At 68.4% G+C, this 14,064-nt stretch carries 10 protein-coding genes, 1 tRNA gene and 1 pseudogene; 5 read left to right on the top strand and 7 right to left on the bottom strand.

Features of this window, described 5'->3' with window-relative positions:
* Window positions 1-515: 515 nt before the first annotated feature.
* The gene (locus ACP6CK_RS04100; protein ID WP_426957519.1) at window positions 516-2,006 is read right to left on the bottom strand and encodes a hypothetical protein; all 1,491 of its coding nucleotides are present in this window, start codon (window positions 2,004-2,006) and stop codon (window positions 516-518) included.
* 864 nt (window positions 2,007-2,870) lie between these two features.
* Here ACP6CK_RS04100 and ACP6CK_RS04105 point away from each other — a divergent pair.
* From ACP6CK_RS04105 to ACP6CK_RS04125, 5 genes are all read left to right on the top strand, one after another.
* Complete coding sequence (locus ACP6CK_RS04105) at window positions 2,871-3,923, top strand: glycosyltransferase (protein WP_426957521.1); 1,053 nt, start codon at window positions 2,871-2,873, stop codon at window positions 3,921-3,923.
* The gene (gene glf, locus ACP6CK_RS04110; RefSeq protein ID WP_426957523.1) at window positions 3,916-5,067 is read left to right on the top strand and encodes a UDP-galactopyranose mutase; all 1,152 of its coding nucleotides are present in this window, start codon (window positions 3,916-3,918) and stop codon (window positions 5,065-5,067) included. The genes ACP6CK_RS04105 and glf overlap by 8 nt, the downstream gene beginning before the upstream one ends.
* Before the next feature lie 3 nt (window positions 5,068-5,070).
* Complete coding sequence (locus ACP6CK_RS04115; RefSeq protein WP_426957525.1) at window positions 5,071-6,351, top strand: hypothetical protein; 1,281 nt, start codon at window positions 5,071-5,073, stop codon at window positions 6,349-6,351.
* An 86-nt stretch (window positions 6,352-6,437) separates the two neighbouring features.
* Window positions 6,438-7,535 (top strand): UDP-glucose 4-epimerase GalE, encoded by a 1,098-nt coding sequence (gene galE / locus ACP6CK_RS04120; RefSeq protein WP_426957527.1) that lies wholly within the window; start codon window positions 6,438-6,440, stop codon window positions 7,533-7,535.
* A gap of 113 nt (window positions 7,536-7,648) precedes the next feature.
* On the top strand, window positions 7,649-7,987 hold the full coding sequence (locus tag ACP6CK_RS04125; protein ID WP_426957529.1) for a hypothetical protein: 339 nt from the start codon (window positions 7,649-7,651) through the stop codon (window positions 7,985-7,987).
* Between the two features lie 304 nt (window positions 7,988-8,291).
* On the opposite strand, the pseudogene ACP6CK_RS04130 reads toward ACP6CK_RS04125, so the two are convergent.
* From ACP6CK_RS04130 to ssb, 6 genes and pseudogenes are all read right to left on the bottom strand, one after another.
* Window positions 8,292-8,381, bottom strand: a pseudogene (locus tag ACP6CK_RS04130) (PEP-CTERM sorting domain-containing protein); the annotation flags it as partial.
* Between the two features lie 946 nt (window positions 8,382-9,327).
* Window positions 9,328-9,403, bottom strand: a tRNA-Lys gene (locus tag ACP6CK_RS04135).
* A gap of 40 nt (window positions 9,404-9,443) precedes the next feature.
* A complete protein-coding gene (locus tag ACP6CK_RS04140) occupies window positions 9,444-9,962 on the bottom strand; it encodes a peptidylprolyl isomerase (protein WP_426959863.1) in 519 nt (172 codons plus the stop codon).
* 68 nt (window positions 9,963-10,030) lie between these two features.
* Window positions 10,031-10,543, bottom strand: a complete 513-nt coding sequence (coaD, locus tag ACP6CK_RS04145) for a pantetheine-phosphate adenylyltransferase (protein WP_426957531.1) — start codon at window positions 10,541-10,543, stop codon at window positions 10,031-10,033.
* Entirely contained in the window at window positions 10,536-13,259 is a 2,724-nt protein-coding gene (gene gyrA / locus ACP6CK_RS04150) for a DNA gyrase subunit A (protein ID WP_426959865.1), read from the bottom strand. The genes coaD and gyrA overlap by 8 nt, the downstream gene beginning before the upstream one ends.
* A 95-nt stretch (window positions 13,260-13,354) precedes the next feature.
* A complete protein-coding gene (gene ssb, locus ACP6CK_RS04155; protein ID WP_426957533.1) occupies window positions 13,355-13,918 on the bottom strand; it encodes a single-stranded DNA-binding protein in 564 nt (187 codons plus the stop codon).
* Between the last annotated feature and the right edge of the window lie 146 nt (window positions 13,919-14,064).

The following is a 14,064-nucleotide window of genomic DNA, read 5'->3' on the forward strand; positions in this document are numbered from 1 at the left end:
TCGCGTTTGGTATCGGCCGGGCTCCTTCTTCGCCCTGACCGCATGCCGGTTCTGGAACGCCCGATCGAAGCAGACTGAGGATTCGGGTCGTCTGGGCTGGACCCAGGCGTCGCGACAGAACCCGAAAAGCTCATTCCCAAACGTCCTGACCGTCCTGCCTGTCAGAGCGGCCGCGCGTCGGCACGCGGAGCTTCAGATCTACCGAGAACCCGAAAGGCCAGGCGTGCGGGGCTGGCGGACGTGCTCCAGATCCGCCCCTCGGCCATCCGCAGGGACTCGCAAATCGAGCGGCAGCCCCGCCCCTCGTGGGCCCCTGTCCCGCATTCGGACAGTCGGACCGAGCCTCCCGGCGAAACAAGCCCGCGGCGCGCTGCCCGCATCTCTTCAGACGGAGGAGCCGCACGCCTCGCATTTTCACTAGAGACCGCGGCTCCGCGCTTACAAACTCGCCCCGACAGGCCGTCCTGAGCCCGCCATCCCGATCGCGCTCCTTACGGCGCCGGCATGGAGGCGGTTCACGGCCCTCCTTCCGTCCAGCAGGGCGGCGATACGCCGGGCGGCGGTACGTCGCGCCGCACCGGATCCCGCATCCAGCCACGGAGCGTCGCCTCCGGCCAGGGCGCGAGATAGTGCGACCAGTCCGTCGAATCCTCGAACACGGACTGGCGCGCCGCCTCGGGAAAGGAGCAGTGGTCACTGGCCGCCCAGGGCCGTTTCGCCACGAGCAGGCTGCCCTCCATGGCGGAGCCCAACGTCGCCAGCACGGCGCAGACGACCAGCCCGCCCCGAGCCGCCTGCTGGGCCCGACTGGCCGCCGGCGCCAGCAGCGCAACGGCCGACATCACCGCCAGCACCGCCAGCGGGGCCAGCCCGCCCCGCGATGTCATCTCGTTCCCCGGCCCGAAAATGTACGCCGGCAAGAGGCAGAGCATCGCCACGGACACTCCGAACAGCCAACCCCGCACGAGGACCGCGGCCAACGCCGCCCAGCAGAGCACCTCGACCATCAGGAACAAGGCCCAGATTCCGATCGCGCGCCCCGCCAGATAGGCGGACAGCAGGGCCTCGTGCCGGACCGCTGCCGATCCGGCCACAAGGTAGAGGCAGACCGGCACCGCCAGTGCCACGCCGAGCCAGTTCACCGGCGAGACCGCTGCCCGAAGAATGGCGCTTCCACCCTGCCGCAACGCGGACGCGACGACGAGCACCGCCGCCCCCGCGGTCGCGACAGGGCTCCAGAACGCCCCGCCAGCCAGGGGCAGCGCCGCCCCGCGGAGGAACTCCGGGTTCCGCCCGTGCCGCAGAAGCAGCAGGGCCACAAGCCAGGCCGGCAGCGCGTGGTTCGGGGCCCAAAGGAGGGCGGTGACATGCCCCGAATACTGAAACAGCCGGGCCCACCACTCGCCGCCCCGGCCCCAGCTTCCGAAGGGGCCAATGCCCGCGCCGGCGTCGAGCCACATGTTCGGCAGGATATCCAGCCCGCCGAACAGCACGAACAGCCCCGCCACTGTTACCGCTGCACCTCGGCGCCCCGGAAAGGCCTCGCGCGCGATCGTCGCTAAAAGCGTGAGCACGAGCCCCAAGCCCAGCCCGGTCCACGCCCAAAGTGCGGCCTGGGCCACATGGAAGCCCATCGCCCGGCCCACCAGCCCGGCCGGCAGGTAGAACCCGAGCGGCGCGCGCAGCAGGGTCTCGGCCCCACCGGCAACGTCGCGGTAGGCAACCGGCCAAGGCCCAGCCGAGAGGTCATGCAGCACGGCGTCCCGGATCTCCCAGTCGGCCGTGGCGTAAACCAGGTGATGCGCCCCGGTCGCCGCGGCCCAGACGAGTCCAAGAGTGAGGCAGAGCACAGCGGCCCCGGTGTCCAGCGGCACCCGCACCCGCCACCCTCTGGTCAGGGCGAGCGCCGCCAAGCCTGCTACCACGCCTGAGACGCCGATCCACGGCTGCGCCCAGCTTCCAAGGAACAGGAGGGCCGGCGCGAGGAGGTACGCCGTCGCCGCCACGCAGAGGCGATCTGGCGCCGCCCGCCCGAGAGAAGCGTCGAGATCGACGCGGTTTTGAAGCCCCCGCTCCACCTTAACAGGTGCGTCGCTCACAGCTCGCCGCCTACGCCGCCGAGCAAGGCGCTGTTCGCGATGCGTCGCAGCGACGTTGCACCAGCTCCGTTCATCGGCGCGCTATCGCACGATGATCCCGCCTGGACCATCCTGGACCGCAGTCTTTGCAGGAGATGCAAATCCGGCTCGACGCGTTCAATGGATAACGTAATCGTCAAGGTGAACCGGGAATCCTGCCGCCTTTGTGCTCCACTTATGATCCTCACAAAGTCTTGTGCGTCATTTCAGCGATAGAGGCCGGCTACGCACAACGCTCATGACATAGGTTAAGGCCCGTCGAGCCGTAGACACGTTACACGGCCCATGCACGGCAGGGCGTGCAATCTTCGGAGTGTGTAGATGCGCGCCGGGCGAAACTCCCATGTGCCGGATGAGTGACGTGGCGGGACGCGCGTAAGCGTCACATCGATATGCAACCTGAACGTGAACGCTGCGCAGATGCGCGTGGCTCGATCATGCTACCCATCCTCGCGCCCCCGACGTAACAGGTCGGATTAATTTTCGCGCATGCAGCATCGCTGAGCGCGCTGCGGCGCTACCAGTTCAGAGGGTGCGCGATCTCTCGCCGATAGCCGGCGCGCCGTGCCGACAGATGGAAGGACCACGACCATTTCTCCTGCGACCAGCGGAAGCGCCGAGCCCCTCCTCCTCTGTCTCTCCCATCTCCGGTGGAACTTCGTTTTCCAGCGGCCGCAGCACCTCCTGACGCGCGCGGCGCGAACGCACCGGGTCATCTTTTTCGAGGAGCCGTTGTATCAGCCGCCCGCGCCCGATCTGCCGCGGCTCGAGAGCCGGCGCACCGAAGAGGGCGTGACGGTCGCGACGCCGATCCTGCCTTATCACATGGACGAAGCCGCGGCGGACTCCGCGCAGCGCGACTTGCTGAACGGACTGCTCGCTGGGGCGAGGCCCGACGTCGCCTGGTATTACACGCCGATGGCGCTCGCCTTCACCGGCCACCTGCATCCGCGCGTCACCGTGTATGACTGTATGGACGAGCTCTCCGCGTTTCGCGGCGCGTCCCCGCGCCTGACCCTGCTGGAGCGCCGCCTCCTGCAGCAGGCAGACCTCGTCTTCACTGGCGGTCGTTCGCTGTACGAGGCAAAGTGCGGAATGCATCCGCACGTGCACCAGTTCACCAGCGGCGTGGACGTGCACCACTTCGGCACCGCCCGCGACCCGCGGCTGGCGAACGCGGCCGGACCTGCTGATCAGGCGGCCATCCCGCGCCCGCGCCTTGGCTGGTTCGGCGTGATCGATGAACGCATGGATCTAGACCTCGTCGACGCCATCGCGGCGCGGCGGCCGGACTGGTCGGTCGTGATGATCGGTCCCACGGCGAAGATCGACGAGAACGCCCTTCCCCGCCACCCGAACATCCACTGGCTGGGCGGCAAGAGCATGGCAGAGCTGCCGGCCTACCTCGCGGGCTGGGATTGCGGGATCATGCCCTTCGTACTGAACGAATCCACCCGCTACATCTCGCCGACCAAGACGCCGGAATACCTCGCCGCCGGCGTGCCCGTGGTCTCCACCGCGATCACCGACGTGGTGCGCGACTACGGCCATGACGGCCTCGTCTCGATCGCCTCGGACGCTGATTCTTTCATCGCTGCGGCCGAGGCCGAGATGGCGAAGCCACGCGCGTCCTGGTGGCCGCAGGCCGACCTCCGCCTCGCGCGCTGCTCCTGGGACGGCATCTGGTCCTCCATGGAGAGTCTGATCCGCGAGTCCGCCGCCGCCAAGGACGTGTCCGGCGGCCCCGTTTCCTCCTCTGCCGTCGCGAGGCCCAACCATGTTTGACTGGCTCGTCGTGGGCGCCGGATTCGCCGGCGCCACCTTGGCCGAACGCCTGGCCTCCGTGCGGGGCGAACGTGTCGCAGTCATCGACCGGCGCGACCACATCGCCGGCAATGCCTACGACGAGAATGATGCGGCGGGCATCCTCATGCACCGCTACGGCCCGCACATCTTCCACACGAATTCCGACCAGGTTTTCGCCCATCTCTCGCGTTTCACGAAGTGGCGGGCCTATGAGCACCGCGTCCTCGCGCGCGTCGCGGACGGCAAGCTCGTGCCCATGCCGATCAACCGCACCACGGTGAACCGGCTGAACAACCTCGCCCTCACGACCGAGGAGGAGGTGGAAGCCTTCTTCCAGTCGCGGGCCGAGACCGTGCCGGAGATCCGCTCCTCCGAGGACGTGGTCGTCTCCCGCGTCGGCCGCGAGCTCTACGAGACCTTCTTCCGCGGCTACACGCGCAAGCAATGGGGCCTTGATCCGTCGGAGCTCGACAAGTCCGTCACCTCCCGCGTGCCGACTCGCCCGAGCAACGACGACCGGTACTTTACCGACACGCATCAGTTCATGCCGCTGGACGGCTACACGTCCATGTTCAAGCGCATGCTGGACCACCCGAACATCACGGTGATGACGGGCACGGACTACCGCGCCGTGCGCGACAGCATCCCCTACCGCCGCCTCATCTGGACCGGCCCGGTGGACGAGTTCTTCGGCCATCGCCACGGCAAGCTTCCGTACCGCTCGCTGCGCTTCAAGCACGAGACGCTGAACCAGGAATGGTATCAGCCGGTCGGGACGGTGAACTTTCCGGGTGAGGAGGTGCCCTACACCCGCATCTCCGAGTACAAGCACCTGACCGGACAGGTGCATCCGATGACGACCATCACCACCGAATTCCCGGCGGCCGAGGGCGACCCCTACTACCCCGTCCCGCGCCCCGAGAACCAGGAACTGTACAAGCGTTACGAGGCGCTGGCCGACGCGACGCCCGATGTCTGGTTCGTCGGCCGTCTCGCGACCTATCGCTACTACAACATGGACCAGGTCGTCGCGCAGGCGCTGGCCACGTTCCGCCGGATCGAGGCGAGCGTGCCGCCGCGCTCCGCCAATGACATCCCGCAGCTGGCAGCGACGGGAGACTGAGTCTTGGCTTCGCCGGAGACGGGCACGACGCGCCCCTTCCCCAGCTTCTTCCTCGGCGGCTTCGAGTGCTCCACGCACCGGCGCCCGGACGGGAAGCGGCTGGACCTGATCGCCTCCACGCACCACGACCTGCTGGCGGAGGAGGACTACGCTGCGCTCGCGCGCCATGGCATCCGTGGTGCGCGGGACGGGGCGCGTTGGCACCTGATCGAGCGTGTGCCCGGCCGCTACGACTGGTCGCCCGTCATCCCGCTGATGCGTGCGGCGAAGAAGGCTGGCGTCCGCGTCTCCTGGGATCTCTGCCACTACGGCCACCCCGACCACCTGAACCCGATGGAGGATGGCTTCGCCGAGGCGCTGGCGCGCTACGCGGACGCCTTCGTCCGGCTCGCGCTGGAGGAAGAAGGGCAGCCCCCGATCATCTGCCCGGTCAACGAGATGTCCTTCTGGTCCTGGGCCGGAGGGGAGGTCGCCTATTTCAACCCGGGCACGCGTGATCGCGGCGGAGAGTTGAAGGCGCGCCTCGTGGCCGCCTCCCTCGCGGCCGGCCGGGCAGCCCGGGCCGCGGTTCCAGGCACTCGCCTGATCGCGGTGGACCCGCTGATCCACGTCTTCCCGCGCCGTCCGGAGGACGCCGAGACGGCTTCCGCGTACGGCAATTCCCAGTGGAATGCCTGGAACGGCCTGCTCGGCCGGGACTGGCCGGAGCTCGGCGGTGGGCCTGACGGCTTCGACATCCAGGGCGTCAACTACTACTGGAACAACCAGTGGGAGCGGGAGGGCGACGCGGGCCAGACCGTCCGGATGGGCGATCCACGCCACCGTCCCTTCCGCGACCTGCTCATGGACGCCTGGACCCGCTACCGTCGTCCGATGATCGTGTCGGAGACGAGCATCGAGGGTAGCCCCCGCGCACCGTGGTTCCGCTACGTCTGCAACGAGGTCCGCGCCGCCATGCGGGCCGGCGTCCCGGTCGGGGGCATCTGCCTCTACCCGATCGTGTCCCATCTGGGCTGGGACAATGACCGGTACTGCCCGAACGGTCTCTTCGAGATGGAGCCAGTGCGGCACGGTCGCCGCCCCGTGGACGCCCCGCTGGCGGCCGAGCTCGCCCGCCAGACCGCTCTCTTCGAGGCCTTCGACCGCGGCGAATCCGTGCCGGACGAGGTGAATTCCGGCATGGATTTTGCTACGGCCTGGGAACGATCAGAGGCGGCGCGCCTCTCGGCCGGAGCCGAGGCGGAGCGACTCGCGCAGGACGAACCGGCTCGCGAGAGCCGCTGACCCGGCAGGGCCCTGCGGCAGGACCGCCGGTGCCCGTATCAGCTTGGCCGTAAACCACGGCCGAAGAACAAGAATGGAGCCAGGACGTGGCACGATACCTCGTGACCGGCGGTGCCGGTTTTGTCGGCAGCCATGTTGTGCTCGCCCTACACCGCCGTGGGGACGAGGTGGTCGTTCTCGACAACCTGAGCCAGGGCCACCGCGCCTCCCTGCCCGCCGGCGTGCCGCTCATCGTTCGCAGCATCGCCGATCCGGGCGCGCTGACGGACGTGTTCCGCGGCGCACCTTTTGACGGCGTGCTCCACTTCGCCGCCCTCTCGCTGGTGGGCGATAGCATGAAGCGTCCTCTGCACTATCTTGCGGAGAACCTCGCCAACACGGCCCGCCTTGCGGAGGCCGCGGTGGATCACGGTTGCACCCGCTTTGTCCTCTCCTCCACGGCCGCCCTCTTCGGCCAGGGAAGCAATGCCCCGATCGACGAGAAGACGCCCTACGGCCCTGCGTCCGCCTACGGCGAGTCGAAGGGCATGGCGGAGCGGGCGCTCGAATGGGCCGATCGGCAGCACGGTCTCCGCTCCGCGTGCCTGCGGTACTTCAACGCCGCCGGAGCCGACGCGTCCGGCCGGATCGGAGAAGACCACGACCCCGAGACGCATCTGATCCCGAACGCCATCCGCGCCGCTCTCGGCCACGGCCCGGCACTGACCGTCTTCGGGCAGGACTACCCCACGCCAGATGGCACCCCCATCCGCGACTACATCCACGTCACGGACCTCGCCGAGGCGCATCTCCTCGCCCTCGATCACCTCGACCGAGCCGGAAGCTGCCGGTTCAACGTCGGCGGCGGCCACGGCTGCTCGGTGAAGGAGGTGATTGCGGCTGTGGAGCGCGTGGCCGGGCGACCCGTGCCGCACCGCTTCGGCCCACGGCGGCAGGGGGACCCCTCTATCCTCGTCGCCTCAAGCGGGGCCTTGCAGAAGGCCACCGGCTGGCAGCCGCGCCACAGCAGCATCGACAACATCGTCCGGACGGCCTGGGCCTGGCACGCCGCCCATCCCCGCGGTTACCGGGATCCGGAGCCGATCGTCCTCGCCGATGCGCGCCCGATTCTCACGCCCACGCTGGCGGACCAGGCGTTCCGGCCCGTCCGGCCGACGTCGGGTACGCCGGCCGGCATGGACTGATCCGAAACGGCCCACGGCGCCGGTCTCCACGAGGGGCTGGCGTGCGTGCGGCGCCACCGTTACGTGTTCGAGAACGGACCGCGAAGCGACGCGGCCGTTCTGCAGGATCGCCCATGAAACTCATGTGTCTGCTGGCCGCGCCGCTCGTGGCCGGTCTTGCCCTGTCCGCGTCGGCGCGGGCTCAGAACCAGATGGAGCTCGTCTACGGCCTGGGCCAGTTTGCCGGAGCATCCTCCGCCTGCCAGTTGCCGGATGACCGGGTGGAGGAGCTGATGACCAAGCTTCTCCGGAACGTCGGCGTCGAGATGGAGTCGGAGGACGACGACGGCCCGATCGCCCGGCGCTTCGCGGAGGGCATGGCGAACGGCATGCAGGCGATGTCCGCCTCGAACGCGCCCCCCTGCTCCGCCGTGGTAGCGGAGTTCGAACGGTCGGAGCAGCAGGCGCGCTGACCCCCATCCCGGCCATCCGCAGAGAGGCGGTGGCCTGGGCGTCATCGTAAGGGGAGCGGCCCCAGGGGGATGATCTTGCCAGGCCCGCCTCCGGACCCGCCCAAGCTCACGAAGGGTGACGGGCCTCCCCGGCAAAACAAAGGCAGGGTCGCGGCGTCCGCGCGGCGGACCGGAGCCCGCGAGGGCGCGGTCCGTCGTTCGTGGATGGCGACGCGGCGTCCCCGCGGTCCGAGGGGCGGGGCGACAGGAATCCTGCCGCCCAAGTGACCGAACCAGACACCATCCTCCGCGGACGGTGCCTCATTCATCCCACCTTCGCCGTCCGGCGGCGAACGAAGCCAAGGCCGAGCAGGCCAGCCCCGAAAAGCGCCAGGGTGGCCGGTTCTGGCACGGGCGTCGCTGCGACAACTCCCCAGAAGTCGAGATGCGAGAGATTGGGGTGGTTGCAATTCCGGCCGACGCAGATGTCGTTCGTGTTCCAGAACCCGGTCACGGCGTCTGGCACAACGTCGTAGAGCTGACCGGTGCTGCCCGCGTTGATCTCCAGGAACGCGACGAGAAAGTTCGACGTGCCCGGGTTGAGCGTCCAAGTGCCGGCCGGATTGATCCCGTTCGTGCCAAGCCCGGTTCCCGTGAGCGTTGCACCAGTCCCGGTGAGGGCTCCATTCTCCGTGACCGTACCACCACCGTCCAGACGGCCGAGGAAGACGATGTTCAGACCGGTGAGGGCCTCAAGATACGTCTCCACCGCCGTACGATGGGCATTTCCGAAGCCGGGGCCGTAGGTTTGGATCGGACCTGAAAGTCCGATGGGGGCGGCATAGGACGCGGGCGCGCCGAGGCTCAATGCCACGCATGTCGTAACCACGCAGGCAGCAAGCTGTCTTCGAATACTCGTCAAGCGGACGACCTCCTGAATTGCGCTTCATCGCAGCCAGTTGATCGCACGTTACGTGCCAGCGTGGCGCGGACACATATCTGATTGAAACGGCCCGTCTTTTTAGGAAAGGAGATTGGCTTTCACCTGGACCTGACGAAATGTGTAAAATCCCGTCGGGTCGTTCTGGACGGTTCGTGCCGCAGAATAGAATGGCCTTCGACGTCGATGTCCTGGTGCTGCAGAGCTTACGGGCAGGTCGATGAGACCCGACGTGGATCGATGCCCCTGGGCTCGGCCGCAACGTTTAAGGGGTCGACATATCGGACATCGAGAGAACTCGCGTCCCTACATGCGTATGCCAGCAAAACAGGAAGCGTTTTCGCCTTTGCTCGAGACCTGGCCGCGTCGCCAAACAAGAAAAAGGCTTCCTGGCACCTGGTCCGGGAAGCCTTCGTTTTCTTGGTGGGCCCGCTGGGGCTCGAACCCAGGACCCCAAGATTAAAAGTCTCGTGCTCTACCGACTGAGCTACAGGCCCGCGCCTTGCCTATGGAAACGCGGGCTCACGCCGTCAAGCCTCAGCCGGCATTCGCCGTGCGCATCCGAACGATCCGGTCCGGGCCCTGAACCATTCCGCTGCTTCCGGCGCCGCGCTTGATCTTGTCCACTGCCTCCATTCCGGCCGTGACGCGCCCCCAGATCGTGTACTGCCCGTCCAGGCTCGCCGCCGGAGCGAACATGATGAAGAACTGGGAATTCGCTGAATTCGGGTTCTGCGTCCGCGCCATCCCGCAGGTGCCGCGAACGAAGCGGGCGCGGTTGGCCGGTGTAAACTCTGCCGGCAGATCCGGCATCTGGCTGCCGCCCGTTCCAGTGCCGGTCGGGTCGCCGCCCTGGGCCATGAACCCCTCGATCACGCGATGGAACGGCGTGTTGTCATAGAAGCCCTGGTTCGCGAGCGTCCGGATACGCTCGACATGCCGCGGCGCCAGGTCCGGGCGCAGCTCGATCGTCACCCGACCGTCCTTCAGGTCGAGGTAGAGCGTATTCTCGGCGTTGGCCTGGGCCTCGGCCTCGTTGTTGGCTGCGTCGCTCATCAGAACTCCCGTGGCGGCCAGGGGGGCCGCAATGCTGGTGGTCAGAAGGGTCCGTCGCCGCACGGCGTTCACTCCCCGGCTTGGTCACGCACGCGGGCCAGCGTGCGCTCGAGCGTCAACTGCGGCACGAAGGACGAGATGTCGCCTCCCAACCGCGCGATTTCCTTTACGAAACGAGACGAGATGAACTGGTTCGTCTCGCTCGCCGTCAAGAACACGGTCTCGACCCCCGGGTCCAACCGGTGGTTCATCCCCGCCATCTGGTACTCATAGTCAAAGTCGGACACAGCGCGCAGGCCGCGGACGATCATCTCGGCGCCCTGCTCCCGCGCGAAGGTCACCAGCAGTCCCTCGAAGGGAACCACGGAGATGGCGCAGCCCGTCGCCGCGGCGATCGGCGCCGTCTCGGCCCGGACCAGCTCTACCCGCTCCTCCAGCGGGAACACGGGCCCCTTTCCGGCATTGATCGCCACCCCGACGGCCAGCCGGTCCAGCAGCCGTGCCGCGCGCTGGATGACGTCGAGATGCCCGTTCGTCACCGGATCGAAGGTGCCGGGATAAACCCCGACCCGCTCACGCATCGGACGCCTCCGCCCCGTTCCCGTCGCCGGACGGATCCACCACCGGGAAGCAGGAGGTGACTGCCTCGCCCTTGTCCAGCCGGAACAGGGTCACCCCCGCGGCCTGACGGCCCATGACGCGGACCTGGTCGGCCGGCATCCGGATGAGGCGGCCGTTGTCGGTCACCAGCATCACGTCGTCCCCCGGGCGGACAGGGAAGGTCGCGACCACCGCATGGCCCTTGTTGCGGCCGAGCGGGATGCTCGTGATCCCCTGCCCGCCACGGCCGGTGCGGCGGTATTCGTAGGCCGAAGCCCGCTTGCCGAAGCCCGTATCGGTCACGACAAGAAGGATCTCCTCCGCCTCGGTCAGCTCCTGCGCGCGCTCGTCGCTGAGGGACACCTCCTCGGCCGCCTCGGCACCCTCCTCGGCGGCCGCGCTGGCCTCCGCCGATGCGGTGGCTTCGGCGGCCTCTTCGGCAGTCACCTCGCCCTGCGCACGGCGTCGGCCGGCCGAGAGCTTGAGATAGGCCGCCCGCTCGCCCGGCGTGGCCGGGACGTTGCGAAGCACCGACAGTGCGATCACCGCGTCGCCCTTGCCCACCAGCCGGATGCCCCGTACCCCCGTCGAGTCGCGCCCCGCGAAGACGCGCAGGACGCCCTCCTCGGCCGTGAAGCGGATGCCGCGCCCCAGCCGGGTGGCAAGCAGGATGTCATCGCCTTCCCGGCAGGTCTGCACGCCGACCAGGCTGTCGCCCTCATCCAGCTTCATCGCGATGAGACCCGCGGCGCGGACATTGCGGAAGTCCGAGAGGCGGTTGCGACGAACGTTGCCCGACTCCGTCGCGAAAACGAGGTGCAAGTTCTCCCACAGGCTCTCATCCTGCGGCAGCGGCAGCACGGCGGTGACCTGCTCGCCGTCCTGTAGCTGAAGCAGCTGACGGAGGGAGCGTCCCCGTGCCGTCGGCCCCGCCTCCGGCAGCTTCCAGACCTTCTCCCGGAAGGCCATGCCGCGGCTCGTGAAAAACAGCACGTGCTGGTGCGTGTGCGCGTTGAAGGAGCGGATGACGACGTCATCCTCCCGCGTCCCCGCCGCGCTGCGCCCACGCCCGCCGCGGTTCTGTGCACGGAAGGTCTCCAACGGCGTCCGCTTCACATAGCCGTCGCGCGTCAGGGTGACGACCATCAGCCCCGGCTCGATCAGGCTCTCATCGTCCTGATCCGCGACCCCGTCCACGATCTCGGTCATCCGCGGAGTGGCGATCTGCGCCCGAACCTCCGCCAGCTCCTGCGCCATCAGCTCCAGCCGCCGCGGCCGGGAGGACAGGATCTCCAGCAACTCCCGGATCCGGGCCGCGACCTCGTCCAGCTCGGCCGCGATCTTCTCCCGCTCGAGACCCGTCAGGCGCTGCAGCCGCAGGTCAAGGATCCCGCGCGCCTGCGCCTCGGTCAGCCGCACGGTGTCGTCCACCACGACGTTTCCAGCATCGTCCACCAGCGCCAGCAACGCCCCGATGTCGCCGGCTGGCCAGTCCTTCGCCATCAGCGCCTCGCGCGCCGTGTTGGCATCGGGCGACTGGCGGATGATCCGGATGACCTCGTCGATATTGGCCACCGCGATGGCCAGGCCGATCAGGATGTGCCCGCGGTCCCGCGCCTTGTTCAGCCGGAACCGGGACCGACGGGAGATCACCTCCTCCCGGAACCGGATGAAGACGGACAGCGCGTCCCGCAGCCCCATCTGCCGCGGCGTGCCGTCGTCGAGCGCGAGGAAGTTCACGGCGAAAGAGGTCTGCAGGTTCGTATGGCGGTAGAGCTGGTTCAGCACCACCTCCGCCGTCGCGTCCTTCTTGATTTCGACGACGATCCGCATGCCGTCGCGGTCGCTCTCGTCCCGCAGGTCGGAGATGCCCTCCACCTGCTTCGCTCGCGCCAGTTCCGCGATCCGCTCGATCAGCGTCGCCTTGTTCACTTGGTACGGAATCTCGGTCACGACGATCGCCTGGCGGCCGCCGCGCATCTCCTCGATCTCGGCCCGCGCCCGCACGGGGATGGAGCCGCGCCCGGTCTCGAAGGCAGACCGGATGCCGGCACGTCCGAGGATCAGCCCCCCCGTCGGGAAGTCCGGCCCCGGCATGATCTTGATCAGCTCGTCCAACGACACGTCCGGGTCCCGGATCATCGCCAGCGTGGCGTCGATCACCTCGCCCGGATTGTGGGTCGGGATGTTCGTCGCCATACCCACGGCGATGCCGTTGGCCCCGTTGACCAGCAGGTTCGGATAGGCGGCCGGCAGGACGCGCGGCTCCTCCGCGCTCTCGTCGTAGTTCGGCACGAAATCGACGGTGTCCTCGTCGATCCCGTTCAGCAGAGCCGCCGCCGCCTTCGCCAGCCGCGCCTCGGTGTAGCGCATCGCCGCCGGCGGATCGCCGTCCACCGACCCGAAGTTCCCCTGCCCGTCGATCAACGGCACGCGCATGGAGAAGGGCTGCGCCATCCGCACCATGGCGTCGTAGATCGCGCTGTCACCGTGCGGGTGATACTTACCCATCACGTCGCCCGTCACGCGGGCCGATTTGCGGTGCGGCTTGTCCGGCGTGAACCCGGATTCGTGCATCGAGAACAGGATGCGCCGATGCACCGGCTTCAGCCCGTCCCGCGCGTCCGGCAGCGCGCGCGCCACGATCACGCTCATCGCGTAATCGAGGTAGGAGCGCCGCATCTCCTCCTCGAGCATCACCGGCACGGTCTCGTCCGGCCGGTCGCCGTCTTCCGTCTCGCTCACGTCTCGCTTTCCAGATGCTTCAGGGGGCCGGGTTCAGCGCCGCCCGATCAGAACGGGATATCGTCGTCCAGGTCGGCCTTGGGTGCATCCCAGCCACCCCCGCCGCTGCGCGCGGGCGTCTTGCCCCCGCCCGCGCCGCCGCGGGACCCACCGCCATAGCCACCGCCGCCGGAGGAGCCGCCACGGTCGAACCCGCCCCGGTCACCGCCGCCGGAGCGCTCGGAATAACCGCCGCCCGCCTCGTCGCCGCCGCCGCCCTGGTTCCGCCCGCCGATCAGCGTCATCTCCCCCCGGAACTGCCGCAGCACGATCTCGGTGGAATACCGGTCCTGCCCCTCCTGGGTGGTCCACTTTCGGGTCTCGAGCTGCCCCTCCAGATAAACCTGGCTGCCCTTCTTCAGGTAGCGCTCGGCGATCTCGCCCAGCTTCTCGTTGAAGATCGCGACCGAGTGCCATTCGGTCCGCTCCTGCTGGTTGCCCTCGCGGTCCTTGTAGCGCTCGCTGGTCGCCACCCGCAGGTTCACGACCTTGCCGCCATTCTGGAAGTTCCGAACCTCCGGGTCCTTCCCCAGCGTGCCGAGGATGATCACCTTGTTGACGCTGCCGGCCATTCCCAAATCCTCGCCTCGCGCCGGGATCGTCCCGCCGCCACATCATTCCGGTCTCGGAGCCCGTATCGCCGCGTGACCTCGGGGGCCGGCGGAGGGGCAAAATACCCCCCGGGCGGCGGCAGAGCCACCCCCCGGAGGGCCCCTCG

The sequence above is a fragment of the Muricoccus radiodurans genome (assembly GCF_050154705.1).
In the GTDB taxonomy this organism is placed as follows: Bacteria; Pseudomonadota; Alphaproteobacteria; order Acetobacterales; family Acetobacteraceae; genus Roseomonas; species Roseomonas radiodurans.

Bases quoted from the DNA above. Each gene is read 5' to 3' on its own strand.
- gyrA (WP_426959865.1), bottom strand. From the start codon at position 13,259: ATGCTCGAGGAGGAGATGCGGCGCTCCTACCTCGATTACGCGATGAGC.
- ACP6CK_RS04125 (WP_426957529.1), top strand. From the start codon at position 7,649: ATGAAACTCATGTGTCTGCTGGCCGCGCCGCTCGTGGCCGGTCTTGCC.
- ssb (WP_426957533.1), bottom strand. From the start codon at position 13,918: ATGGCCGGCAGCGTCAACAAGGTGATCATCCTCGGCACGCTGGGGAAG.
- coaD (WP_426957531.1), bottom strand. From the start codon at position 10,543: ATGCGTGAGCGGGTCGGGGTTTATCCCGGCACCTTCGATCCGGTGACG.
- ACP6CK_RS04140 (WP_426959863.1), bottom strand. From the start codon at position 9,962: ATGAGCGACGCAGCCAACAACGAGGCCGAGGCCCAGGCCAACGCCGAG.
- glf (WP_426957523.1), top strand. From the start codon at position 3,916: ATGTTTGACTGGCTCGTCGTGGGCGCCGGATTCGCCGGCGCCACCTTG.